This window comes from Roseovarius salinarum (genome assembly GCF_002834145.1).
Classification (GTDB): domain Bacteria; phylum Pseudomonadota; class Alphaproteobacteria; order Rhodobacterales; family Rhodobacteraceae; genus Roseovarius; species Roseovarius salinarum.
This window is the reverse complement of the sequence record NZ_PHNT01000001.1, coordinates 281,158-304,871: the sequence shown is the minus strand read 5'-3', so window position 1 is coordinate 304,871 and position 23,714 is coordinate 281,158. Positions and strand designations below refer to the sequence as shown.

30 protein-coding genes are annotated in these 23,714 nt (G+C 69.2%); 7 read left to right on the top strand and 23 right to left on the bottom strand.

What is annotated here, in order from left to right; all coding sequences use genetic code 11:
* Window positions 1-51 precede the first annotated feature (51 nt).
* The 8 genes from acpS to folK all read right to left on the bottom strand — a co-directional run bounded on the left by acpS (window position 52) and on the right by folK (window position 6,248).
* Window positions 52-459 carry a holo-ACP synthase gene (acpS, locus tag CEF10_RS01575; protein WP_101065590.1) on the bottom strand — a complete coding sequence of 136 codons (408 nt, stop codon included), beginning with the start codon at window positions 457-459 and terminating at the stop codon, window positions 52-54.
* On the bottom strand, window positions 456-1,076 hold the full coding sequence (locus tag CEF10_RS01570) for a LysE family transporter (RefSeq protein ID WP_101065589.1): 621 nt from the start codon (window positions 1,074-1,076) through the stop codon (window positions 456-458). The genes acpS and CEF10_RS01570 overlap by 4 nt, the downstream gene beginning before the upstream one ends.
* Before the next feature lie 14 nt (window positions 1,077-1,090).
* Window positions 1,091-1,528 (bottom strand): ABZJ_00895 family protein, encoded by a 438-nt coding sequence (locus CEF10_RS01565; protein ID WP_101065588.1) that lies wholly within the window; start codon window positions 1,526-1,528, stop codon window positions 1,091-1,093.
* Window positions 1,525-2,295, bottom strand: a complete 771-nt coding sequence (locus CEF10_RS01560; protein WP_101065587.1) for a pyridoxine 5'-phosphate synthase — start codon at window positions 2,293-2,295, stop codon at window positions 1,525-1,527. Before CEF10_RS01560 ends, CEF10_RS01565 begins: the two co-directional genes overlap by 4 nt.
* Window positions 2,296-2,330: 35 nt before the next feature.
* Window positions 2,331-2,993: a DUF2062 domain-containing protein gene (locus CEF10_RS01555; RefSeq protein ID WP_101065586.1), complete on the bottom strand. Its 663-nt coding sequence runs from the start codon at window positions 2,991-2,993 to the stop codon at window positions 2,331-2,333.
* A gap of 15 nt (window positions 2,994-3,008) precedes the next feature.
* Window positions 3,009-5,144: a RelA/SpoT family protein gene (locus tag CEF10_RS01550; protein WP_101066031.1), complete on the bottom strand. Its 2,136-nt coding sequence runs from the start codon at window positions 5,142-5,144 to the stop codon at window positions 3,009-3,011.
* Window positions 5,145-5,181: 37 nt separating this feature from the next.
* Window positions 5,182-5,535, bottom strand: a complete 354-nt coding sequence (gene rpoZ / locus CEF10_RS01545; protein ID WP_101065585.1) for a DNA-directed RNA polymerase subunit omega — start codon at window positions 5,533-5,535, stop codon at window positions 5,182-5,184.
* Window positions 5,536-5,636: 101 nt separating this feature from the next.
* Complete coding sequence (gene folK, locus CEF10_RS01540; protein ID WP_408638401.1) at window positions 5,637-6,248, bottom strand: 2-amino-4-hydroxy-6-hydroxymethyldihydropteridine diphosphokinase; 612 nt, start codon at window positions 6,246-6,248, stop codon at window positions 5,637-5,639.
* A 96-nt stretch (window positions 6,249-6,344) separates the two neighbouring features.
* Between folK and CEF10_RS01535 the strand changes: the two genes are divergently transcribed.
* The 5 genes from CEF10_RS01535 to rnhA all read left to right on the top strand — a co-directional run bounded on the left by CEF10_RS01535 (window position 6,345) and on the right by rnhA (window position 9,505).
* Window positions 6,345-6,902, top strand: coding sequence for a LabA-like NYN domain-containing protein (locus tag CEF10_RS01535; RefSeq protein WP_101066029.1), 558 nt, complete (start codon window positions 6,345-6,347; stop codon window positions 6,900-6,902).
* Window positions 6,903-6,978: 76 nt separating this feature from the next.
* Window positions 6,979-7,929 (top strand): 4-hydroxy-3-methylbut-2-enyl diphosphate reductase, encoded by a 951-nt coding sequence (ispH, locus tag CEF10_RS01530; RefSeq protein ID WP_101065583.1) that lies wholly within the window; start codon window positions 6,979-6,981, stop codon window positions 7,927-7,929.
* A gap of 79 nt (window positions 7,930-8,008) precedes the next feature.
* Window positions 8,009-8,458, top strand: a complete 450-nt coding sequence (locus tag CEF10_RS01525) for a DUF3429 domain-containing protein (protein ID WP_101066027.1) — start codon at window positions 8,009-8,011, stop codon at window positions 8,456-8,458.
* A complete protein-coding gene (locus CEF10_RS01520) occupies window positions 8,455-9,048 on the top strand; it encodes a class I SAM-dependent methyltransferase (RefSeq protein ID WP_101065582.1) in 594 nt (197 codons plus the stop codon). The genes CEF10_RS01525 and CEF10_RS01520 overlap by 4 nt, the downstream gene beginning before the upstream one ends.
* Complete coding sequence (rnhA, locus tag CEF10_RS01515; protein ID WP_101065581.1) at window positions 9,041-9,505, top strand: ribonuclease HI; 465 nt, start codon at window positions 9,041-9,043, stop codon at window positions 9,503-9,505. The genes CEF10_RS01520 and rnhA overlap by 8 nt, the downstream gene beginning before the upstream one ends.
* 10 nt (window positions 9,506-9,515) lie before the next feature.
* Here the strand turns inward: rnhA and CEF10_RS01510 are convergent, their stop codons facing one another.
* Genes CEF10_RS01510 through def (CEF10_RS01490) form a run of 5 tightly spaced genes read right to left on the bottom strand, consistent with a single transcriptional unit; the run spans window position 9,516 to window position 11,961 of the window.
* The gene (locus CEF10_RS01510) at window positions 9,516-9,758 is read right to left on the bottom strand and encodes a GlsB/YeaQ/YmgE family stress response membrane protein (RefSeq protein WP_101066025.1); all 243 of its coding nucleotides are present in this window, start codon (window positions 9,756-9,758) and stop codon (window positions 9,516-9,518) included.
* A gap of 11 nt (window positions 9,759-9,769) precedes the next feature.
* The gene (locus CEF10_RS01505; protein ID WP_101065580.1) at window positions 9,770-10,012 is read right to left on the bottom strand and encodes a hypothetical protein; all 243 of its coding nucleotides are present in this window, start codon (window positions 10,010-10,012) and stop codon (window positions 9,770-9,772) included.
* A gap of 1 nt (window position 10,013) precedes the next feature.
* Window positions 10,014-10,928, bottom strand: a complete 915-nt coding sequence (fmt, locus tag CEF10_RS01500; RefSeq protein ID WP_101065579.1) for a methionyl-tRNA formyltransferase — start codon at window positions 10,926-10,928, stop codon at window positions 10,014-10,016.
* Between the two features lie 14 nt (window positions 10,929-10,942).
* The gene (def, locus tag CEF10_RS01495) at window positions 10,943-11,437 is read right to left on the bottom strand and encodes a peptide deformylase (RefSeq protein WP_101065578.1); all 495 of its coding nucleotides are present in this window, start codon (window positions 11,435-11,437) and stop codon (window positions 10,943-10,945) included.
* Between the two features lie 5 nt (window positions 11,438-11,442).
* Complete coding sequence (gene def / locus CEF10_RS01490; protein ID WP_101065577.1) at window positions 11,443-11,961, bottom strand: peptide deformylase; 519 nt, start codon at window positions 11,959-11,961, stop codon at window positions 11,443-11,445.
* Between the two features lie 92 nt (window positions 11,962-12,053).
* On the opposite strand from def (CEF10_RS01490), the gene CEF10_RS01485 reads away from it, so the two are divergent.
* Complete coding sequence (locus CEF10_RS01485; protein ID WP_101065576.1) at window positions 12,054-13,226, top strand: MalY/PatB family protein; 1,173 nt, start codon at window positions 12,054-12,056, stop codon at window positions 13,224-13,226.
* A gap of 12 nt (window positions 13,227-13,238) precedes the next feature.
* Here CEF10_RS01485 and CEF10_RS01480 read toward each other — a convergent pair whose 3' ends face one another.
* The 8 genes from CEF10_RS01480 to CEF10_RS01445 all read right to left on the bottom strand — a co-directional run bounded on the left by CEF10_RS01480 (window position 13,239) and on the right by CEF10_RS01445 (window position 20,336).
* Window positions 13,239-13,589 (bottom strand): hypothetical protein, encoded by a 351-nt coding sequence (locus CEF10_RS01480; protein WP_101065575.1) that lies wholly within the window; start codon window positions 13,587-13,589, stop codon window positions 13,239-13,241.
* Window positions 13,590-13,685: 96 nt separating this feature from the next.
* Window positions 13,686-14,459, bottom strand: coding sequence for a precorrin-4 C(11)-methyltransferase (gene cobM / locus CEF10_RS01475; protein WP_101065574.1), 774 nt, complete (start codon window positions 14,457-14,459; stop codon window positions 13,686-13,688).
* A gap of 34 nt (window positions 14,460-14,493) precedes the next feature.
* A complete protein-coding gene (cobJ, locus tag CEF10_RS01470) occupies window positions 14,494-16,299 on the bottom strand; it encodes a precorrin-3B C(17)-methyltransferase (protein WP_101065573.1) in 1,806 nt (601 codons plus the stop codon).
* On the bottom strand, window positions 16,290-16,991 hold the full coding sequence (gene cobI / locus CEF10_RS01465; protein ID WP_101065572.1) for a precorrin-2 C(20)-methyltransferase: 702 nt from the start codon (window positions 16,989-16,991) through the stop codon (window positions 16,290-16,292). Before cobI ends, cobJ begins: the two co-directional genes overlap by 10 nt.
* Window positions 16,988-18,190 carry a precorrin-6y C5,15-methyltransferase (decarboxylating) subunit CbiE gene (gene cbiE, locus CEF10_RS01460; protein WP_101066023.1) on the bottom strand — a complete coding sequence of 401 codons (1,203 nt, stop codon included), beginning with the start codon at window positions 18,188-18,190 and terminating at the stop codon, window positions 16,988-16,990. The genes cobI and cbiE overlap by 4 nt, the downstream gene beginning before the upstream one ends.
* A 36-nt stretch (window positions 18,191-18,226) precedes the next feature.
* Window positions 18,227-18,865 carry a precorrin-8X methylmutase gene (locus CEF10_RS01455; protein ID WP_101065571.1) on the bottom strand — a complete coding sequence of 213 codons (639 nt, stop codon included), beginning with the start codon at window positions 18,863-18,865 and terminating at the stop codon, window positions 18,227-18,229.
* Window positions 18,866-18,874: 9 nt separating this feature from the next.
* Entirely contained in the window at window positions 18,875-20,110 is a 1,236-nt protein-coding gene (locus CEF10_RS01450; RefSeq protein ID WP_101065570.1) for a sirohydrochlorin chelatase, read from the bottom strand.
* Window positions 20,111-20,114: 4 nt separating this feature from the next.
* Window positions 20,115-20,336: a DUF6732 family protein gene (locus CEF10_RS01445; protein WP_101065569.1), complete on the bottom strand. Its 222-nt coding sequence runs from the start codon at window positions 20,334-20,336 to the stop codon at window positions 20,115-20,117.
* A gap of 300 nt (window positions 20,337-20,636) precedes the next feature.
* Between CEF10_RS01445 and CEF10_RS01440 the strand changes: the two genes are divergently transcribed.
* Window positions 20,637-21,611 (top strand): glutathione S-transferase family protein, encoded by a 975-nt coding sequence (locus CEF10_RS01440; protein ID WP_101065568.1) that lies wholly within the window; start codon window positions 20,637-20,639, stop codon window positions 21,609-21,611.
* Window positions 21,612-21,615: 4 nt separating this feature from the next.
* On the opposite strand, the gene CEF10_RS01435 is transcribed toward CEF10_RS01440, so the two are convergent.
* The gene (locus tag CEF10_RS01435) at window positions 21,616-22,320 is read right to left on the bottom strand and encodes a GntR family transcriptional regulator (protein WP_101065567.1); all 705 of its coding nucleotides are present in this window, start codon (window positions 22,318-22,320) and stop codon (window positions 21,616-21,618) included.
* Window positions 22,317-23,684 carry a formimidoylglutamate deiminase gene (locus CEF10_RS01430; protein WP_101065566.1) on the bottom strand — a complete coding sequence of 456 codons (1,368 nt, stop codon included), beginning with the start codon at window positions 23,682-23,684 and terminating at the stop codon, window positions 22,317-22,319. Before CEF10_RS01430 ends, CEF10_RS01435 begins: the two co-directional genes overlap by 4 nt.
* Window positions 23,685-23,714: the final 30 nt, after the last annotated feature.

Here is a 23,714-nt window from a genome sequence, read left to right as displayed (position 1 = left end):
GGCACGGGTGTCAAGGCGCTTGGCCGGGGGCCGCGCCTCCCGCGGCCCGGGTTACCCCGCGGCCTCCGGCAGGGCCTCGATCACCACGAAGGCCTGCGCCCACGGGTGATCGTCGGTCAGGGTGACATGGATTTCGGCGACGTGGTCCGGCGGTGTCATCTCGGCCAGCCGATCGGCGGCCCAGCCCGTGACATGCATGCGCGGCTGGCCGGTGTCGAGGTTGCTCACCGCCATGTCCCGCCAGGCGATGCCCATGCGCAGCCCGGTGCCAAGCGCCTTGGAACACGCTTCCTTGGCCGCCCAGCGCTTGGCGTAGGTGCCCACGACATCCGCGCGCCGCTCGGCCTTGGCGCGTTCGACGTCGGTGAAGACGCGGGCCTTGAAGCGGTCGCCGAAGCGCTCGATCGTGCCGGCGATGCGCTCGATGTTGGCCAGATCCGTGCCGATGCCGAGGATCATGGCAGGCGCGCCGTCAGCAGCTTGAGGCCCGCCGCGCCGAACAGCATGCCGAATGCGACATCGAAGGCGCGTTGCAACCTGGCGTAGCCGCGCGCCACGGGTCCGACGGAAAACGCCAGTGCATAGGCCACGAAGATCACCGCGGACGTCGCGAAGAGCAGCGCGAACAACTGCCAGACCTGCGACGCGCCCGCGCCCCCCGGCAGCGCCACGGCAAAGACCGCCCCCCACGCCAATACCGCCTTGGGGTTCGTCAGGTGCACCAGAAGCCCGCGCATGAAAAGGCGGCCCCGCGGCGGCACCGTCGCAGGGGCACCTTGCGCCTGCCACGCCCGCCACAGGCTGCGCGCCGCAAGATAGAGCAGATAGGCCGCACCCACGACCTTGACCGCGGAGAACACCCAGGCGTGGGCCAGCATGAGCGCGCTCATCCCCAGCGCGGCGGCCACGCCCCAGGAGGCCGAGCCACACGCCACCCCGGCGGCGGTGGCAAGCCCGGAGCCACGCCCCTGCGCCATCGCCGCCCCGGAGATCGCCAGCGTCGCGGGGCCGGGGCTGCCCGCGGCGACGGCCCAGGCCGCGATGATCAGTAGCGGATCGGACAGGCTCATGCTCATCGGGTTTTCCGGCTTCAGTCGAGTTCGCCGCGCCGGTGCATCGCGCTGAGTTCGTTGCTCGCCCCCAGGCCGACGAAGAAGCGGTTGCAGATCACGTAGCCCGCCGCGTAGATCAGCAGCAGGACGACGAAGGCCATCGAGAACACCGGCGCCGCGGCGATCTTGGCGAACTCCGGCAGCACGGCGGACGCGGCGTAGGCCAGGATGAGGTTGAGCGCGACCGCGAGCAGGCTCGCGTTGCCCGTGAAAACCCACGCCTCGCGCTGCGACGGGCGGCGCTTCTCGGTGCGCGCGAAGGCGCGTCCCTCCATCAGCGCGGCGATCATCGAGGGCACGATCACCTGGGCCGACGACCCCAGCGTTGTCCCGAGGGATGCGCGCAGCACCGTCACGGCGATGGCCGTGCCGACCGCGACGACCAGAAAGACTGCGGTATATCTCAGGTAGTTCATTGCACGGGCTCCCCGGCCTGGACGCGCGCCGCATCCATCAGGCGGCGCATCTCCTGAATGGCATCCTCGAGGCCGCGGAAGACCGCCTCGCCGATCAGGAAGTGACCGATGTTGAGTTCCATCACCTCGGGGAACGCCGCGACGGGCTGAACCGTGTCGTAGGTCAGCCCGTGGCCGGCATGCACCTCCAGGCCGAGCGCATGGGCGCGGCCGGCCATCTCGCGGAGCTGATCGAGCTCGGCGTCGCGGTCGGCCAGCCGCGCCTCGGCGTGGGCATCACAATAGGCGCCGGTGTGCAGCTCGATCACCTGCGCACCGATGCGGTGGGCCGCGTCGATCTGCGGCCTGTCGGCGGCGACGAAGATCGACACGCGGCATCCTGCCTCGCGCAAAGGGGCGATGAAATGGGCCAGCCGGTTTTCCTCGCGCGCGACCTCTAGGCCGCCCTCCGTGGTCCGTTCCTCCCGCTTTTCGGGCACGATGCAGACGGCATGCGGTCGGTGCCGCAGGGCGATGGCCTGCATCTCGTCGGTCGCGGCCATCTCGAGGTTGAGCGGCACCTCGAGGGTCTCAATGAGGCCCTCGATGTCGGCGTCCGAGATATGGCGCCGGTCCTCGCGCAGATGCGCGGTGATCCCGTCGGCGCCGGCCGCCTGGGCCAGCCGGGCGGCGCGCAGCGGGTCGGGATAGGCGCCGCCGCGCGCGTTGCGCAGCGTCGCCACGTGGTCGATGTTCACGCCGAGGCGCAGTTTTCCGAGCGGCGTCATGGCCCGTCCTCCGGAGTTTTCGATTCCCTGCAAGCCTAGTCCTGATTCTCGCCCGCGTCAGCCTTCGCCGCTGCCTTTTCCCGAAGTGCCGTCCACTTTGCCTTGAGCACCCCCTTGCGCCGGTTCCGGTAGGCGCGGATCAGCGGAAGGCTGATGTGATAGGCGATCAGACCCGTGACCAGCCCCGGGATGATCCCGCCGACCATGTAGGGAAAGAACACCTCGTCGTAGAACAGCGCCAGCTTGCTCCAGTTGGCCGGGGTGTCGGTGAATATCGCGATCAGGTTGCTCTTGAAATCCCGCCACGCGTCGATGGACTTTGCCCCGAGCGACCGGCGCGCCGCGGCGCTGTCCAGCCCCTCGCGGCCCAGAAGGAAATACCCCGTCTGCAATGACACCACGCCGATGGGCAGGAAAGTCAGCGGGTTGCCCACGAAGGTCGCGAGCAACGAGGCGACGATATTGCCCCGGATCACCCATGCCAGGGCCACCGCACCGAAGAAATGCAGGCCGAAGAACGGCGTGAATGTCACGAAAACGCCGGCGAAGATACCGCGGGCGATCCGGTGCGGCGGATCCGGCAGCCGGCGCAACCGATGCTTGACGTAGTGAAAGGCACGCGCCCACCCGCCCTTCGGATAGAAGAAGTCGGCGACGATCCGCCAGATTGGCCGTCTGTCGCGTCGCTTGAAGACCACATCCCGCTCCCTGACTCAGGCCTGCACGGACGCTGCGGCACGCACCGGTTCGCGATGGCGCTCCACGGCCGCGACATCGCTTTCCGCGGCAAGTGCCGACATCAGACTGTGAAGCTGCTCGGCATTGCGCAACTCGACCTCGACCAGAAGGCGGTAGAAGTCCGGCTTTCGGTCGATGAACGTCAGGTTTGAGATATTGGCCTTCCTCTCGCCGATCAAGGTGCAGACGCGCCCCAGGACACCGGCATCGTTGCCGATGGTGACATCGAGCGCCACGTCGTAAACCGCCGGGTGGCGCCCGGCATGCCAGTGCAGGTCCAGCCAGCGGTCCGGCTGGTCCTCGTAGGCCGAGAGGGATTCGCAATCGATGGCATGGACCACCACGCCGCGACCGCGGAAGGTGATGCCGACGATGCGCTCGCCCGGCAAGGGCCGGCAGCAGCGCGCGCGTTCGAAGCTCTGGTCCGAGGCCAACCCGATGACGGCCCGCTCCTGCGCGATGGCCTCTCCCTGCTCGGGCGCCAGATCCGGGTAGACCGCGTTGAGCACCTGGCTCGCCGTCAGCTCCGCGCTGCCCAGCCGCGCGAGTATCTCGTCGGCCTCCTTGAAACGCAGGTTGCGTGCCGCCGTTTCCAGCGCCTTGTCGGTCGCCTTCTTGCCGACGTGTTCGAAGGCCGAACGTGCCAGTTCCCGCCCCAGCTTGATGTAGCGGTCGCGGTCGAGTTCGCGCAGCGCCCGGCGGATCGCGGCCTTGGCCTTGCCGGTGGTCGCGATTTCCAGCCAGGTGGCCTGCGGCGTCTGGCCGTCGGCGGTGATGACCTCGACGGACTGGCCGTTCTTCAACCGGGTCCAGAGCGGCACGCGCATTCCGTCGACCTTGGCGCCGACACAGGCGTTGCCGATGCGCGTGTGGATGGCATAGGCGAAATCGATGGGCGTCGCCCCGCGCGGCAGCTTGACCACGTCACCCTTGGGCGTGAAACAGAAAACCTTGTCGGCGTACATCTCCAGCTTCACCGCCTCGAGGAACTCGTCGTGGTCCTCCTCGGCGTCGAACTGTTCGGTCAGCGAGGAAATCCATTTCGCCGGGTCCACGGCAAAGGGGTTCTCCGCGCGCACGCCGTCGCGATACGACCAGTGCGCCGCGACGCCGGCCTCGGCCACGTCGTGCATCTGGCGGGTACGGATCTGCACCTCGACCCGCTTGCCGTCGCGGCCCGACACGGTGGTGTGGATGGAGCGGTAGCCGTTCGACTTCGGCTGGCTGATGTAATCCTTGAACCGCCCCGGCACGGCCCGCCACCGGCGGTGGATCGCACCGAGCACGGCATAGCAGTCCGCCTCGGACCGGGTGATGACGCGAAAGCCGTAGATGTCGGACAGGCGCGAAAACCCCATCTCCTTTTCCTGCATCTTGCGCCAGATCGAATAGGGTTTCTTGGCGCGGCCCAAGACCTCGGCCTCGATACCCGCCTTTTCGAGTTCGTGGCGCATGTCCTTGGTGATGCGGTCGATGATATCGCCCGATTCCTTCTGGAGCGTCAGGAACCGCCGGATGATCGAGGCACGCGCCTCGGGGTTGAGAACGCGGAACGCGAGATCCTCGAGCTCCTCGCGCATCCACTGCATGCCCATGCGGCCCGCGAGCGGCGCGAAGATGTCCATCGTCTCGCGCGCTTTCTTGACCTGCTTGTCCGGGCGCATCGCCTTGATGGTGCGCATGTTGTGCAGGCGGTCGGCCAGCTTGACGAGGATCACCCGCAAGTCCTTGGACATCGCCATGAACAGCTTGCGGAAGTTCTCGGCCTGCTGGGTTTCGGTGCTGGAAAGCTGCAGGTTGGTCAGCTTGGTCACGCCGTCGACCAGATCGGCGACCTCGGTGCCGAAGCGTTCGGCCACCTCCGCGTAACCGGCCTTGGTGTCCTCGATCGTGTCGTGCAGCAGAGCGGTGACGATGGTGGCATCGTCGAGCCGCTGTTCGGCCAGCACATGGGCCACGGCGACCGGGTGGCTCACGTAGGGTTCGCCGGAATGCCGCGTCTGACCCGCGTGCATTTCGCAGGCGAACGCGTAGGCGTCGCGAATCAGCGCCTCGTCTGTCTTCGGGTTGTAGGAGCGGACCAGTCCGATCAGGTCGTCGACGGCGATCATCCGCTCCGTATCCATGTTCCCTTGCGCCGTCCGCGGATCAGCCCTGCCCCTGCGCTTCCATCAGGGCGCGGAGCAGCTTTTCCTCGGACATGTCGTCCTCTGCCGGTTTGTCGGGTTCACCGCCCATGAGCAGCGACATCGAATCCTCTTCGGGTTCGTCGACCTCGATCTGGGTCTGGTTCGACTCGATCAGGCGCTCGCGCAGTTCGTCGGACGTCTGGGTTTCCTCCGCGATCTCGCGAAGTGCCACCACGGGGTTCTTGTCGTTGTCGCGGTCAACGGTGATCGGCGCCCCGGCCGAGATTTCGCGCGCGCGGTGCGCGGCGAGCATGACGAGCTCGAAACGGTTGGGAACCTTGTCGATGCAGTCTTCGGTGGTAACGCGGGCCATGCGGTCTCCGATCGGTTGGGCAGGCAGGAAGCCGGTTTTCTACGAGGTCGACGTGGGATTTGCAAGGGCGGAATCAAGGTCATGGGCCGCGCGGGCCGCCATCACACCGGTTCTGCGGCGTCACGCGCGTCACGCGGCAGTGCCGCGAGCATCTGCGCGACGGTCAGGCCAAGCCGGGGGTGCTGCCAGTCGGCAGCGACATCGGCCAACGGGACAAGGACAAAGGCGCGTTCCTGAAGCCGCGGATGCGGCAGGATCAGCCGCTCCGGCGCGCGGCGGGGCCGCTCGGCCTCGGGCAGGTCACGCCACGCGTCCTGCGTCGCCGCATCGGGCAGCACGGCATCTCCGGCGGCAATCAGGTCCAGGTCGAGCGTCCGCCGCCCCCAACGTTCCTGCCGCTCACGGCCGTACATGCCTTCGACGCGATGAAGCAGATCCAGGAAATCGGCGGGCGGACGCGCGCTGCCCAACCGTGCGGCGGCGTTGACGTAGTCGGGGCCGGCACCCGCCGGGAAACACGGCGTTGCATAGAAGCGGCTGACCGCCTCGACGCGTGTCCCGGCCGCGTCCAGCGCATCCAGCGCGGCGCGGAGCGTGTGCGCCGGTGGCCCCGCGCGCGAGGGCAAATTCGCGCCGAGCGCGACCAAGTACGGTTGATGACGATCCATCGGGCACCTATCCTTATGGGCGGGCGGATTGCCCTTGCAGAGCACCGGCAACGCTCCTAATTTCACCGTCCAGTCGTTGCCCGCCCTCACCACTCACGAACGAACAAAAGGGCAATGACATCCGATTCGGAAGGATATTTGATGTTCTACAAGGACGAACGGCTCGCGCTGTTCATCGACGGCTCCAACCTGTATGCCGCCGCAAAATCGCTCGGATTCGACATCGACTACAAGCTTCTGCGCGCCGAGTTCATGCGCCGGGGCAAGCTTCTTCGCGCCTTCTATTACACCGCCCTGCTGGAAAACGACGAGTATTCCCCCATCCGGCCGCTGGTGGACTGGCTGAACTACAACGGCTTCACCATGGTCACGAAACCGGCGAAGGAATACACCGACAGTCAGGGCCGCCGCAAGGTCAAGGGCAACATGGACATCGAACTTGCCGTCGATGCCATGGAACTGGCCCCTCGGATCGATCACATCGTGCTGTTCTCGGGCGACGGCGACTTCAAGCCGCTGGTCGAAAGCCTGCAGCGCCAGGGCGTGCGGATCTCGGTGGTGTCCACGATCCGCAGCCAGCCGCCGATGATCGCGGACGACCTGCGCCGGCAGGCCGACAATTTCATCGAGCTCGAAGACCTCAAGGAAGTCATCGGCCGCCCGCCGCGGGACAACCAGGGCGAACGCGATACCGCCTGACCTGCGCGACGCAGAAAGATCGTCTCTGGACGGGCGCATGTCGCAGGATTACCTCTCCCGCGATAGGAGGCGTAGCATGACCAAACCATCGCTGACCCTTTATCTGGCGGCGCCCCGCGGTTTCTGCGCGGGCGTGGACCGCGCGATCAAGATCGTCGAAATGGCGCTGGAAAAATGGGGGGCGCCTGTCTACGTGCGCCACGAGATCGTGCACAACCGCTACGTGGTGGACGATCTGCGGGCAAAGGGGGCCGTCTTCGTCGAGGAACTCGAGGAGTGCCCGGACGACCGGCCCGTCATCTTTTCCGCCCACGGCGTGCCGAAATCGGTGCCCGCCGAGGCCGCCAAGCGCAACATGCTCTACGTCGATGCGACCTGCCCGCTGGTGTCGAAAGTGCATATCGAGGCAGAGCGGCACCATGCGGACGGCTTTCAGATCGTCATGATCGGCCACGCCGGCCACCCCGAAACGGCCGGCACCATGGGCCAGCTTCCCGAGGGCGAGGTGCTGCTGGTGGAAACGCCCCGGGACGTCGCCGACCTCGAGGTGCGCGACCCCGAACGGCTGGCTTTCGTCACCCAGACGACGTTGTCGGTGGATGATACGATCGACGTGGTCGCGGCGCTGAAGGACCGGTTTCCGAACATCAAGGGCCCGCACAAGGAAGACATCTGCTACGCCACCACGAACCGGCAGGACGCCGTCAAGGCGATGGCCGCCAAGGCCGACGCGATGCTGGTGGTGGGCGCGCCGAATTCGTCCAACTCGCGCCGCCTGGTCGAGGTCGGCGCGAAAGCCGGCTGCGGCTATGCACAGCTGGTTCAACGCGCCACGGACATCGACTGGCGTGCTCTCGAAGGGATCACCACCATCGGCGTGACGGCGGGCGCCTCGGCACCCGAGGTCCTTGTCGACGAGGTCGTCGAGGCCCTCAAGGCCCGTTACGAGGTGACCGTCGAGGAAATCGAGACGGCCCGCGAGAACGTGGAGTTCAAGGTGCCGCGCGTCATGCGCGAACCTGCGTGAGCGCGGCGCGAATGCGGATCGTGACAAAAGCCGAGCGCGGCCATTGCCACCGCGCACGCCGCGCGCCATGTTGCCGCGCATGACGATACCGCGTTCCGCCCTCGCGCTCGGCATTGCCGGACTGATCCCCTTCGTCTGGGGGGCAATCACCGTGCTCGCCCCGGATCTCGGCCTGTGGACGGCGCAGACGATCGGGCCGCGCTTTGCCGGCCCCTATGTCATGCTCTTTTACGGCGCGATCATCCTGGCGTTCATGTCCGGTGTGCTCTGGGGGTTCGCCACGCGGCTGGACGACACCCGCGCGGCCATGGGCTACGTGCTGTCGGTGATCCCGGCCCTCTGGGCGTTCTTCATGACAGGGGGCGGCCCCACGGGCTCCGGCATTTCGCTGATCGCGGGCTTTGCCGGGATCCTCGGCCTGGATTGGCTGTTCTGGCACCACGGCGCCGCGCCGGGCTGGTGGATGCAGTTGCGCGTGCCGCTGACCGTGGTCGTGCTGGTTTGCCTGGCGATCGGGGTCTTCGCATGAGTGGCGATGCGGAAACGCTGAAATCCTATGCAGACCGCGCCGAGGAGTACGCGGCGTACATCGAAAGCGGATGGCACGACCCGGCCCGCGATGCTTTCGTCGCGGCCATGCCGCAGGGCGGGCGCGTGCTCGACCTCGGCTGCGGACCGGGTCGCGACGCGGCCGCGATGGCCGAGGCCGGCCTTCACGTCGACGCCTGGGATCCGGTGCCCGCGATGGTGGCGCTTGCCGGGGAACACCCCGGCGTGACGGCCCGGCAAGCCGGCTTCGACGAAATCGCGGGAGACGTCGTCTATGATGGTGTCTGGGCAAGCTTCAGCCTGCTGCACGCCCCCCGCACCGACCTGCCCCGGCACCTCGCCGCGCTGCACCGGGCCCTGAAACCCGGCGGGCGGCTGCACGTCGGCATGAAGCTGGGCGAAGGCGAGCACCGCGACAGCCTCGGGCGGCTATACACCTTCGTCACCGGGGCCGAACTGGACGGGCTCTTGCAGGCGGCGGGCTTTACCCCGGTCGCGCGGCAAACCGGCCGTGACACCGGTCTGGAGGGCCGCCCGCAGGACTGGATCACGGTGACCGCACGTGCCTGAGCTCTTCGCATTCACCGACGGCGCCTGCTCGGGCAATCCCGGCCCGGGCGGCTGGGGCGTGCTGCTGCAGGCGCGCGAGGGCGACCGCGTGCTGCGCGAGCGCGAGATCAAGGGCGGCGAAGCCACCACCACCAACAACCGGATGGAACTTCTGGCGGCGATCGCCGCGCTCGAGACGTTGGAGCGGCCCAGCACCATCACCATCGTGACCGACAGCAACTACGTGAAGAACGGCGTGACGACGTGGCTGCACGGCTGGAAGCGCAACGGCTGGAAGACGGCCGCGAAGAAACCGGTGAAGAACGCCGAACTCTGGCAACGCCTGGATGCCGCCCAGGCACGACACGACGTGACCTGGCAATGGGTGCGCGGCCACGCCGGCCATCCCGAGAACGAACGCGCCGACGAACTGGCGCGCGCGGGCATGGCGCCCTTCAAGCCGGGCAAGGCGGGCTGACCGGCGCCGCCTATTTGCCCCGCGGGCCGTAGGTCTGCCACAGCCAGATCAGCAGCAGCGCCCCCAGCACCGCGCCGATCAGCCCGGCGATCAGCCCCACCACCGCCAGCAGAAGGTGCAGCACCACCCAGCCGATCACCGCCCCGGCGATTCCGATGGCGATGGTGGTCAGAACGTCGGTTTGCAGGTTCATCATCCGCGTGGCGAGGAACCCCGCAGCTGCGCCGATCACGATCAGCCAGACAAACTCCATCATTCCGCTCCCTACCTGCGGCGCCGCCAGTGGGTCGGCACGATGACAAGTGCGCCGATGGCCGACAGGATCGCGTCCAGGCCCGGCGGCCCGAAGCTCACCCCGAACATCAGCCGGACGAAATAGAAGATGAAGGCCCCGCCCACGCAGATGATGATCGAGGCCAGGATCCCGTTGCGCGTGAACCCCGTCCGCTCGGACAGGTAGCCCACGATCCCCGCGATCACGACCGTGCCCGCGATAGCCGGAAACATCTCACCCCTCCCCCAGCCGGGTACCGGGCCGCACGGCCGTCCCGCGCAGGAAGGCCGCGGCGTCCTGCGGGCTGCGCCCTTCGCGCTGCACGCGCAGCAGTTGCACCGCCCCCGTGCCGCACGCCACGGTCAGCGCATCATCCAGCACCTCGCCCGGCGTGCCGGCACCCTCGGCCACGCGCGAGGCCAGCACCTTCACCCGCTGGCCGCCGATCTCGCGCCATGCGCCCGGGAAGGGCGACAACCCGCGGATCCGCGCGTCCACTTCCGGCGCCGGGCGGGTCCAGTCGATCCGCGCCTCCGCCTTGTCGACCTTGGCGGCGTAGGTCACGCCCTCCTCCGGCTGCGGCTGCGCGACGAGATCGTCCAGCCCCGCGAGCACCTCCACGATCAGCCCGGCCCCGATCTCCGACAGCCGGTCGTGCAGGTCGCCGGCGGTGTCCTCGGGCCCGATCGGCGTGGTGCGGCGCAGCAGCACCGGGCCGGTATCCAGCCCCGGCTCCATCCGCATGATGCACACGCCCGTCTCGGCGTCGCGGGCCATGACGGCGCGCTGGATGGGCGCCGCGCCGCGCCAGCGCGGCAGCAGCGAGGCGTGGATGTTCAGGCAACCGTGCCGGGGTGCGTCAAGCACCGGGCGCGGCAGGATGAGCCCGTAGGCCACGACCACGGCGACATCCGCTTCCAGCGCGGCAAAATCCGCCTGCTGCTGCGTGTCCTTCAGGCTCTCGGGATGCCGAACCTCGAGCCCCGATGCCTCGGCGGCCTGCTGCACGGGGCTGGGGCGTGGCTTCTTGCCCCGTCCCGCCGGCCGCGGTGGCTGGCAGTAGACGGCGGCAATGTCGTGGCCCGCGTCCACCAGCGCCCGCAGCGCGGGCACCGAGAAATCGGGCGTTCCCATGAAAACAACGCGCATCACACTTCCGGGCGTCAGCCCGCCTTTCTCGCTTTCCTTACCAGCATGTCGCGCTTCACCTTCGACAGCCGGTCGAAATACATCCGCCCGTTCAGGTGGTCGATCTGGTGCTGCACGCTGGTGGCCCAGAGCCCGACGAAATCGCGCTCCTCGATCCCGCCGTCGGCGTTCATGAACCGCACCGTCACCGCGCGGGGGCGCTCTATGCGGGCCGACACACCCGTCAGGTTGGGGCTGGCCTCATCGTGAGCGCGCAACTCGACGCTGGCGTGCAAGACCTCGGGGTTGGCCATGCGCACGGCCTGTCCGCGTTCGGAACTCGCGTCCACCACCGCGAGCCGCTGCATCACGCCGATCTGCGGCGCGGCCAGGCCCACGCCCGGCATCGCCTCCATCGTGTCGATCATGTCGGCCCATGTGGCCCGGATATCGTCGGTGATCCCGTCCACCGGCGCGGCGGGCGTGCGCAACCGCTTGTCCGGCCAGGGCAGGCAGTGCCGCACGGCCATCCGTGTCAGGCCCTTGCCTTCTCGCGCTTGCGCTTTTGCATGCGGCGCGTGATCATCTGGCGCTTCATCGGGCCGAGATGATCGATGAACAGCTTGCCGTTGAGATGGTCGATCTCGTGCTGAACGCAGGTGGCCCACAGACCGTCGAAGCCGGCCTCGTGTTCCCGGCCGTCCCGGTCGATCCAGCGCACCTGCACCTCCGCGGGGCGGGTGACCTCGGCGTATTCGTCGGGGATCGACAGGCAGCCTTCCTCGTAGGTGTTCTTTTCGTCCGAGGCCGCCACGACCTCGGGGTTGAACATCACCATGGGGTGCGGCGTGGCGCCTTCCTCCTTCACGCAATCGAGGACGATCAGCCGCTCCAGCACGCCCACCTGTGGCGCCGCGAGCCCGATGCCCGGCGCGTCGTACATCGTCTCGAGCATGTCGTCGGCCAGTTGCCGGCGCGCGTCGCCGAGGTCGTCCACGGGCGCGCACAGCTTCTTGAGCCGGGGGTCGGGATGGATGACGAGGGATCGCTTCATGATGCCTGATTTAGGCGATGGCGCGGCGAACCGCAACGCCCCTTGCACGCCGCGTGCGATCCACTAGCGTGGCCGCCAAAGGGAGGTTCGGCATGGATTTCGACGCAATCATCGACCGCCGGGGCAGCGGCTCCACCAAGTGGGACAAGATGGAGGAACTGTTCGGCGTCTCGCCCGATGACGGGCTGGCGATGTGGACGGCCGATTCCGACTATCCAACCGCGCCCTGCGTGCGCGAGGCCGTGCAGCGGGCCGTCGATCACGGCATCTTCGGCTATTACAGTGACTACGCCCCCTACAAGGCCGCGATCGCGTGGTGGATGCGCGAGCGCCACGGCTGGACGGTCGAGCCCGACTGGATCCTGACCTCGCAGGGGCTGGGCAACGCGATCGCGCTGTGCCTCGATGTCTGGAGCGCGCCGGGCGACGGCGTGGTGACCTTCCCGCCCGTCTATCACGAGTTCGCCGCCAAGATCCGCAAGACCGGCCGTCGCGTCGTCGAATGCCCGCTGGCACGCGACGGAGAGTCCTATGCCCTCGATCTCGAGGATGCGCAGGCGCGGCTATCGGGCGACGAGAAGGTGCTGCTGTGGTGCTCGCCGCAGAACCCCTCGGGCCGGGTCTGGACGGCCGACGAGTTGCAGGCGGTTGCCGATTTCGCCGCGCGCAACGACCTGATCCTGGTTTCCGACGAGATCCACCACGACCTTGTCTATGCCGGCCACAGCTTCCTGCCCACGGACGTGGCCGTGCCGCAGGTGCGCGACCGGCTGGTGGTGCTGACGGCGGCGTCGAAAACCTTCAACATCGCCGGCCAGCGCACGGGCAACATCATCATCCCCGACGACCGGCTGCGCGACGCGATGTCGCACCGCCTGCGCACGCTGGACTACGCCCCGTCCTCGTTGGGCGTGATGATGATCCAGGCGGCCTATTCGCCCGAGGGCGCGGACTGGGCCGACGCCCAGCTGGCGCATCTCGACGGCAACCGGCGCATGTTCGACGACGGCATCAACGCCATCCCCGGCCTGTGGTCGATGCCGCTTCAGGCGACCTACCTTGCCTGGGTGGATTTCTCGGCCACGGGGATGGACCACGACGAGATCGCGCGACGCATCCGCGACGACGCGCGCATCGCCGCCAGCCCCGGCCCGGCCTTCGGGGCGGGCGGCGAAAGCTTCATGCGCTTCAACCTCGCGATGCCCCGCCCGCAGATCCGCGAGGCCGTCACGCGCCTGCAAGCGGCCTTCGCCGACATTCAGTAGCACACGACGACCCTAATCCTTTCCCAGCAAAGCGATCGGCGCATCGGGGGCGCGCTCGAAATCGACGGGCTGTTCACCGGTGGCCTCGGTCATGCGCTTGTACTCGAACCGGATCTCGCCGGCCTCTTCCTCGGAGGCCACGATCAGGCACTGCGACAGGTGCCGCGCGCCGTCGTAAAGGTCGACCAGCCCGCGCAGGTGCGGCGCGTCCTCGGCGTCCAGCGCAAAGCCGCCCTCCCACGCGCGCAGGACGGGGTACCAGTCCTCGCCGACCTGCACCCGCAGCCGGTGGCTTTTCTTCTGCGCGCGCTTGCGCGCGGCATCCAGCCCCGCCTGCACGTCCTTGGGAAGGAATGTCGTCATCGGTCCGCGCCTTGCCGTCGTGTCGGGAAAATGGTTTCGCGACAACCGAGTCGCGTCAAGACACGAGTCGCACGCCCCGGGGCACGGACGATCGTGTCACCCTTTTGCAACCGCCCGCGGGCGCAGCACGTGCGGGTGCGCCGCATCGTAAAGCGCGCTGTCGGTGAAATCGCGGATCTCGCCCAGGACGGGGCCGACGAAAACCAGCGCGGTGCGCGTGATCTTCTCGGCGCGCACCCTGGCCTGGATGTCCGACAGCGTGCCGCGGATGAACATCTGGTCGGGCCAGCCCACGCGATAGGCCACCACCACGGGGCAATCGGCACCGTAATGCGGCGTCAGCACGCGCTCGATCTCGCGCAGGTTCCGCACGCCAAGGTGAATGGCCAGCGTCGCGCCGCTGCGCGCGAAATTCTCCAGCGTCTCGCCCTCGGGCATCGAGGTGGACTTCATCGAGACACGGGTCAGCACCAGCGACTGCGCGACTTCCGGCACCGTCAGTTCCTGGCCCAACGCCGCGGCGGCGGCGGCATAGGCCGGCACGCCGGGGACGATCTCGTAGCCGATGCCCTCGGCGCGCAGGCGGCGCACCTGCTCGGCGATGGCACCGTAAAGCGACGGGTCCCCCGAATGCACCCGGGCCACGTCCTGCCCCCGCGCGTGCGCGGCGACGATCTCGGCGTGCGTTTCCTCCAGCGTCATCGGCGCCGTGTCCAGAACCCGCGCGCCCTCTGGCGCGCAGGCAACGACCTCGGCCGGCACGAGGCTGCCGGCATAAAGGCACACCGGGCACTGCCCGATCAGGCGCTCGGCCTTCTTCGTCAGAAGCTCCGGGTCGCCCGGGCCCGCGCCAATGAAAAACACCGTCATGCCGAATCCCCCGTCTTCATCCTGCCCGAAATACTCATGTCCCGCCCCGGGCCGCCAGGTCGCCGTCGATCTTCCGGGCATACCCGCGCGGCGTGAACATGCGCGGGCCCGCACCGGTCCAGGCCAGGCGCGAGTTGCTCGACCCCACGAGCACCACCGTCAGCATGTCCACCTCGTCCACCTGCAGGTCTGCCAGCCGGCGATAGGCGACCTCTTCCTCGGCGCGACCCAGGGACTTCGCCAGCATCACCGGCGTGTCGCCCGGCCGGTGCCGCAGCAGGATATCCCGCGCCTCGGCCAGAAGCGTGCGGCGCGTTCTCGAGACCGGATTGTAGAAGGCGATCACGAAATCACCCTGCGCCGCGGCCTGCAGGCGGCGCAGGATGTCGTCGCGCGGGGTCAGCAGGTCGGACAGGGAAATGGTGCAGAAATCGTGCCCCAGCGGCGCGCCCGCCCGCGCGGCCGCACCCTGAAGCGCTGACACCCCGGGCGAGCAGATGACCTCGGCCCGCCGGGCCGCGTCCGAGACGCCGTGCGACTCCGCGCCGCGATCAAGAAGCTCGAACACCAGCGCGCCCATCGCGTAGATCCCTGCATCGCCCGAACAGACAAGCGCCACGTTGCGTCCCTCGCCCGCGGCCTCCAAGGCGTAGCGGCAGCGCGCCTCCTCGCCGCCAAGGGGAAAGTCGCTGCGCCGCTTGCCCGCGGCCAGCGGCCCCAGCAGGTCGATGTAAAGGCCGTAGCCCACCAGCTCCTCGGCCTCCGCGATCAGCCGGGATACCTCGGGCGTGCGCCAGCCCGCCTGCCCCGGGCCGATGCCCACGACAGAAAGCCGCCCGCGCGGCCGGCCCGGCAGCCCGGTCAGCGGCGCAGGCGCCCGGCCCAGCGCGCAGGTCGCGTTGGCGGTCTTGCATTTTTCGGCCGCCAGCGTGCCGCAAGCCGCCAGCGCCGCCCCCTCGGCCACGCCGTGGCAGCCGACCTCGGCAAAGACCACCTCGGACGGGTTGGCGAGCCGGCCGGCCTGCTCCTCGAGTTCGGCAGCGGTGAACAGGCGCAACGGCACGTCAAGGCGGCGGGCAACCTCCGCCATGGCCGGTTCGTCCGCCTTCAGGTCGATGGTGGCCACGCAGGCCACCGCCCCGGGAGCGACGCCGGCGCCTGCCAGCGTCTCGGTCACAAGCTGCCAAAGCTCATCCGTCCCGCACCCGCGGGCGCACCCCAGACCCAGAACATACCTCTGCGGATGGTAGACCAGCCGGTGCGGTCCGCCGTCGGCCGGGGCGTCGCCCACGACAAGCACGACATCGCCGCCGGTGTCGTCGATTCCGAAGATGTTGTCGCCGCGCACGGTGATCCCCGCGCCGCCCAGCAACGCCGCCATCGCCGCTTTCGCGTCGCCGGGATTGGCCAGACGGTAGCCCGCCGGCGGGGCATCCAGCGCCACGCCCATCGCGACGTCGCCCGCCGTGGTCACGGCCGCGGTCGCGTCCAGCGCCGCACCGACCGTGGCGGCCAGGCGGTTCGCACCACGGTGCCCGCCCAGCAAGGGCACAACGACCGCCCCGTCATCGCTGACCGAAACGACCGGCGGCTCGGCCCGCTTGTCGGCCAGAAGCGGCGCCACCGCACGGATCAGGATGCCGCTGGCGCAGACGCCCACCACCGGCACACCCGCGGCGAAAAGGTCGCGCGCGTGATCGAGCGCGTTGTCGAAAAAGGCATCGGCGCGGGCCACGCGGCCCGCGCGCCCGTGGACAGGCGCGCGCAGCGCCTCGGCCACGCGGTGTGCCGTGGCCTCGCCCGAGGACGACAGCGCCAGAACGACAGGATCTAGAGCCAAGGGTCCGCTCCCTTCGTCAAGAGGATCATCGAGAAATACGGCGCGGCCCGGGGCGCCTCGGCCAGCGGGCGGATCACCTCGCTTTCGAGGCTGGCGCGTTCGACGTAGACCGCACTGTCCGTCAGGCCCAGCGCGTCGATCACGCCGCGGATCTTGGGCAGGTGGCGCCCGACCTTCATGATCGCCAGGCTCTCGGCGCCGGCGATGCGCGCGCGCAGTTCGTCCTCGGGCAGTGGCCCGGGAAGCACGGTCAGCCGCTCGTTGCGCGCGGCCAGCGGCATACCGGCGCGCGCCGCGCAGGCCGTCACGCTGGTGACGCCCGGCACGACCTCCACGGCGTGCGCGCGCCGCAACCGCGCGAAGAGATACATGAAGGAACCGTAGAAGAACGGATCGCCCTCGCACAGGCAGACGACATCGCGGCCCGCGTCCAGCTCGGCCTCGATCCGCGCCGCGCCGTCGTCATAGGCGGCCTGCGCGGGCGCGCGCTCGGTCGTCATGGGCACCTCCAAGACGATCTCGCGCGCCGTCGGCGGGATGACCCCGGCCACGATGGCGCGCGCGAAGCTCTCGCCGCCGGCCAGCGACGGGTAGGCGACCACCGCCGCCTCGCGGATCAGCCGATGCGCGCGCAGCGTCAGCAGCTCCGGATCGCCCGGCCCGAGGCCCACACCATAGAGAATGCCGCTCATCGCTTCACCACGCTCCATTGCGTGACCGGCATCATCGGCCGCCAGCCCCGCCGCGGGCCGACGGGTTCGGCGCGCGCCACGGCGAGCCGTGTCAGTTCGCCGCCGTGGCGGGCGTGCGCGTCGAGCAGGACCGCCTCGCTGTCCAGCGTGACCGCGTTGCACACGAGCCGGCCCAGAGGGCGCAGCGCCGCGAGGGCGGCCGCGAGGCCGTCGGCCGAGACCCCGCCGCCGAAGAACACCGCGTCCGGCGCGGGCAGGTCGGCCAGCGCGCCGGGCGCGCGGCCCTCGATCAGCTCGAGCCGCGGCGCCCCCAGCGCCTGCGCGTTCTCGCCGGCAAGCGCGCGGCGGTCGGCGCGCGGTTCGATCCCGATGGCGCCGGCGTCGCGCGCCGCGCGCATCCATTCCACCGCCACCGAGCCGCACCCGCAGCCCACGTCCCACAACAGCGCCCCGCGCTGCGGCATCAGCCGGGCAAGCGTGACAGCGCGCACCTCCTGCTTGGTCATCGTGCCGTCGTGACGAAAGAGGTCGTCGGCAAGCCCCGGCGTGCGGGGCGCGAGCACCGCGTCCGTCCCCGCGATGCACTCCACCGCCAGCGTGTTGAATTCGGGCACCGCGTGGTCCCAGGCCTCGGCAACGCCGTCGAAGCGTGCCTCGTCCGGCCCGCCCATGCGCGCCAGAACGGACATGCGCGATGCGCCGTAGCCCCGCCGGGACAGGAACCGCGCGATCTGGCCGGGGGTCTCGGCGCCTGTCGTCAGGATCAGCAGGCGCGCGCCGGGCTGGATGAAGGGGATCATCTGTTCGACCGGCCGGCCGTGCACGGTCAGCGTGTCGAGGTCCGCCATGCTCCAGCCCATGCGGGCGGCGGCCAGCTGGAAGGCGGACAGATGGGGGTGATAGGTGATCTCGGCGGGATCGATGGCCCGCCCGATCCGCGCGCCCACCGAGAACCACAGGGGATCGCCGGTGGCCAGAACGACCACGCGCCGCCCGCGGAAGCCGCGCAGCATGTCGATGAGCGCGTCGAAGGGCGACGGCCACGCCACGCGTTCGGCGGTGACGGCGGCCGAAAGATCGTGGTGCCGGTCGCCGCCGACGATGACCTCGGCCGCTTCCACGACGCCGCGTGCGGCGGGCGCGAGCCCGGCCATCCCGTCCTCGCCGATGCCGACGATATGCAGCCACGCCTCAGCCACCGGCGTGCCCACGGCGTTTTCCAAAGCGATCCCCGCTCATGCCTCGCCCCCCGGGATGCCCGCGGCCAGCGCGTTGACCGCCGCAGACGCCATCGCGGAGCCGCCGCGACGCCCGCGCAGGGCGACGAAATCGCAGCCACGGGCGTTTGCCGCAAGCTCTGCCTTGCTCTCGGCGGCGCCCACGAACCCCACCGGGAAGCCAAGGATCACCGCCGGCCGGGGCGCGCCGGCGTCCAGCCGTTCCAGCAGGTGGAACAGCGCGGTGGGCGCGTTGCCGATCGCCACCACGGCCCCGGCGAGGTGGTCGCGCCACAACTCCACCGCCGCCGCGGAGCGCGTGGTGCCGATGCGCGCCGCGATCTCGGGCACGCGCGCGTCGTTGAGCGTCACCCGCACGGGATTGTCAGCCGGCAGCGCGCGGCGGATGATGCCGGCCGCGACCATCTCGCAGTCGCACAGCACCGGGGCGCCGGCGCGCAGCGCGGCCTGCCCCGCCGCCTGCGCCTGCGGGGAGAAAACCAGCCTGTCGGCCACCTCGACCATGCCGCAGGCGTGGATCAGACGGATGGCCAGCGCCTCCATTCCGGGCGGGAACCGGTCGAGGCGCGCCTCGCGCCGGACGGTGGCGAAGCTTTCGGCGTAGATGGCCGCCGGGTCTTTCTCATATGGCCGCACGGTCCGGCCCTACACCCGCGTCTTGCGCGCGCTTTCCGGGCCCAGCGGGTGGTCGGCGTGCGGATACCGGGGGTGGTGGTGATGATGGTGGTCGTGATCGTGCCCGTGGTGATGATCGTGATCGTGATGATGATGGTGATGTGCCTCACCTTCCAGCCGGCACAGGCCCGTGCAGAAGGTGTCGCACAGGCTGCAATCCTCGACGTTCGACCCCGGCGCCGACGCGCCCTGCCCCTCGACATGGTGGTGATGGCTTTCCTGCACCGCGCCGACCTCGGCCTCGAAGCCCAGAACCTGGGTGCGATACTTGCACAGAACACAGGTGGGCGGCGGCACGTCGCTGAAGGCCGGATGGCCCGCCCCTTTCGCGGCGGCCAGCTCCGCGCGCTGCTCGGGCGTGATGGTGCGGGCCTGCTGCCCCTCGATGGCCAGCACCTGCGTGCGGTAGGCGCAGGTGGCACAGTTGGGCGGCGGGTTCGGCCCGTCCTGTTCGCGCACCCGCTCGGCGAAGGTTTCCAGCACCTTTTCGTGATCGCCAAGGTATCCTGCCTTGACGAACTGCATGCCCGGGTGCTCCTGAGCGACGCGGTCGGTGAACCCGTAGATCCGGTCGATCAGGATGCCCGAGAACAGGAAGTAGGGGAAGACGACGACCCGCTTGTACCCCAGCCGCGCGACGTGTTGCAGGCAGGGCTCGACCAGTGGAAAGGTGACGCCGGAATACCCCACCTCGCACCAGCCGAAGCCTATGCCCTCCTGCAGCATCCGGGCGATCTTGGACACGTTGGCGTTGGCGTCCGGGTCGGAGGCGCCGCGGCCGATCACCACGAGGCAGGTGTCGTGCAGGCTGACGTCGCCCAGATCCGCGTTGGCGCGATCCACAGCGTCCTGCACGCGGGCGCCGGCGGCCGCGATCATCTTCGGGTCCACGCCCAGTTCCCGGCCGTAGCTGACCTCGATCCCGTGGGTTGCGGCATAGGTGTTAAGGACGGTGGGGATGTCGTTCTTCGAGTGCATCGCCGCGAACAGCATGCCGGGCACGGCGAGGATCCGGTCACATCCCTTCTCGCGCAGCCTGTCCAGCCCGTCGCGGATCACCGGGTTGGCGAATTCCAGATAGCCGTACTCGGTTTCCCACCCGTGCGGCAGATAGGCCGGAAGCTTTTCGGCCAGGGTGGCGAATTCTTCCACCGCCGACTGGCTGCGCGAGCCGTGCCCGCAGATCATCACGCCCGTTCTGGTCATGGCCTCAGGTCTCCTTCGCCGTGTCCTCGTCGGCGTCCCGTGTCTGCGCATCGGTCCGTGCGGAACGGCGCCGGGCCCGCAACCCGGCCCAGAGGCCCAGCGCGATGGCCGCGCCGATGGCGGCCAGGCCCAGCCAGTGGCCATGCCCGGCGGACTCGGCGACGTGGCCGGGATGCGCCCCGGCGGCGCCGGCGGGCAGGATCAGGCAGATGGTGAGCTTCTTCATGAGGTGTCCTCCTTTCGTGCAGCTAATCCGGCGGAAAGGAGCACATGCGGCGCCGATGGCACCCGACGATCGCAAGGCACCGCCCCCGGAGTGGGTCGGCTGCGCCCATGCACACCTCTCCGGCCCGCGGTGCGGGCATCGTCGTCACCGGGTATAGGTGCCCGGCGGCCTTCATGCAAACCAAGAAACGCCGAAGCGGACGCCGGCGGCGACATGTGCACTGCCGCACGGCGTCCCTGCAACTGTCGCAATGGCCGTGACCGGCCCGCCCGGCTAGGTCGGGCTTTACAGGAGGACTGCATGGGCAAACTTGTCGAAGGCGTCTGGACCGACGCGTGGTACGATACCGCGTCGACCGGCGGGAAATTCGTGCGGGACACCGCGAAATTCCGCAACTGGATCACGCCGGACGGAAGCCCCGGCCCGTCGGGCGAAGGCGGTTTCCCGGCCGAGTCAGGGCGTTACCATCTCTATGTCTCCTACGCCTGTCCCTGGGCGCATCGCACGCTGATCTTCCGAACCCTCAAGGGGCTTGAGGACCATATCGGCGTGTCCGTCGTGCATCCCGACATGTTGTCGGACGGCTGGGAGTTCCGCACCGATTACCCCGGCGCGACCGGCGACCGCTTGTACGGGCTGCCGTTCGCGCGCGACATCTACCTGAAGGCGGACCCGAAGATATCCGGGCGCGTGACGGTGCCGATCCTGTGGGACACCCAACGCGAGACGATCGTGTCGAACGAATCGGCCGAGATCATCCGCATGTTCAATTCGGCGTTCGATTCGCTCACCGGCAACACCGACGACTACTGGCCCGCGCCGCTGCGGCCCGGCATCGAGGACGTCAACGCGCGTATCTACGACACCGTCAACAACGGTGTCTACAAGGCAGGCTTCGCCACCAGCCAGGATGCCTACGATGCCGCCGTGCATCCCCTGTTCGACACACTCGACCGGCTCGAGGACCGGCTGTCCGGCAACAGGTATCTCATGGGCGACCAGGTGACCGAGGCCGACTGGCGCCTGTTCACCACGCTCGTGCGCTTCGACAAGGTCTACCACCTGCATTTCAAGTGCAACCGGCGACGGATCGTGGATTATCCCAACCTGTGGGGCCATACCCGCGAACTCTACCAATGGCCGGGCGTGGCCGGGACGGTGAACTTCGATCACATCGTGCGCCATTACCACTACAGCCACGAAACGATCAATCCGCACCGGATCATACCGATCAACCCGGACCTCGACTTCACCGCCCCCCACGGCCGGGGCTGAGGCGTCAGATCCGCGTCTGGATGCGGTATCCGGGCGCGTAAGCCAGCCGCGCGGTGGTGACGGCATCGTCGTGGTGCCACGTCGTGCGGTCGATGACGAAAAGCGCCGCGCCGGCATCCACGCCCAGAAGCGCCGCCTCGGCCGCCGTGGCGGACTGCGCGGAAAACGTGATGTCGCCATGGGTATAGGTCGCGTTGTCCACCAGCCATTCGTTGGCGCTGACCTTCGCGAAATCGGCATCCGCGGCCTGTGGCACGGTGGCCAGGTTGATCCACCGGTCCTCGATCGCCTGCGGCCGCCCGTCGGCCAGGTGCAGCGCCAGCACGTGCTGCGCGCGCGCGTCGGGGCCGAGGTTCAGCACCGCGCGCACCGGGCCGGGCGGCACGGCATCCTGGCGCGACTGCAAGGCGTATCCGTAACGCTGGCTGCGCGCCTCGATCTCGCGGCGGATCACGGGAATGTCCAGCGTGGCCTTGCCCACCGGATGCAGCGCCACGCGCGTGCCCGCCCGGCGGCGACGGTCGAGCAGGCCCGCGTCGGCCAGCGCACGCAGCGCGCGGTTCACCGTGCTGCGCGCACAGCCGAATTCCCGGGCAAGATCATCCTCGTTCGGGATGGAGTCACCCGGCTTCCATTCCCGTTCGCGGATGCGGCGCAGAACCTCGTCATGTACCGCCTGCCAACTGTTGAAACGCGTCTGCCCGGTCACAATGCCTCTCTCAAATCGGCCACGGCTCGCGCGTAGGCCGCGGTGATCTCGTCGCGGCGCGTGTGCCGGCCGTGCACCACGACATGGCGGCCGGCCGCCCAGACATCGCGCACCGCGCGGTCATCACCGGCGAAGATGTGAGTGTCAAGAATGGCGTCCCCGGCCAAACCCGCCATGTCGGGGTGCCCGGCGTCCAGCGCAACCAGGTCCGCCCAGGCACCCTGGGCGATCCGGCCGCTGTCGCGGCCGGCGGCCTGCGCACCACCTGTGCAGACGGCCTCGTAGATCCGCCGGCCCGTCGACGTCTCGGGCGTGGCCAGAACGGCGCGCGCCCGGTCGCCCAGCCGCTGCGAGTACTCGAGCGTGCGCAACTCCTCGGTCAGCGAGATGCGCACGTTGGAATCGGACCCAACGGCCACCGCGCCGCCCGCGTCGAACCACCGCGCACCGTCGAAGATGCCGTCGCCCAGGTTCGATTCCGTGATCGGGCACAGCCCCGCGACGGCCCCGGTGGCCGCCAGTCCGCGGGTCTCGTGGGGCGTCATCTGCGTGCAGTGGATCAGGCACCACCGCGGCGTCACCGCGACGTTGTCCAGCAGCCACTCCACCGGACGCCTGCCGTGGGCCGCCTGCACTTCCTCCACCTCTGCCTGCTGCTCGGCCAGGTGCATGTGCACCGGCCCGCCACCGGCGAGACCCGCCGCCGCGTGCAGCGCCTCGGGCGCCACGGCGCGCAGGCTGTGGGGCGCGACACCAAGGCCCGCGTCGGAGGGAAGCGCGGCCAGCGCCGCGCGGCAGGCATCGACCAGCCGCGCGAACCGGTCCGCATCGTTGCCGAAGCGGCGCTGGCCCGCGCCCAGCGGGCGTCCGTCGCAGCCGCCGAATTGGTAATGCACCGGCAACAGCGTCAGGCCCGCGCCAGTGGTGGCCGCGGCGGCCGCGATGCGCTCGCCCATCTCGGCCAACCGGTCGTAAGGGTGCCCGTCCGGCCGGTGGTGCAGGTAATGGAATTCGACGTTCGTGGCATATCCTGCCTCGAGCATCTCCATCTGCACGAAGGCCGCGATGGCCTCCACCTGGTCGGGATCCAGCCGATCGAGGAAGCGATACATCAGCTGCCGCCAGGTCCAGAAAGAATCCCGCCCCTGCGCGCCGCGGGCTTCGCTCAGACCCGCCATCGCCCGTTGAAAGGCATGGCTGTGCGCATTGGCCGGCGCGGGCAGCAAGACGTCAACGTTTTGCGCGGATGACGGGGCGCCGCCTTGCGCCACGTCGGCAATCCGGCCGTCTTTCCCGATCTCGACTGACACGTCGCGCGCCCAGCCCGAGGGCAGAAGGGCGTGGTCGGCACGGATGACTGTCATTGTGATCCCCTATTGACAGGTTAATATGTG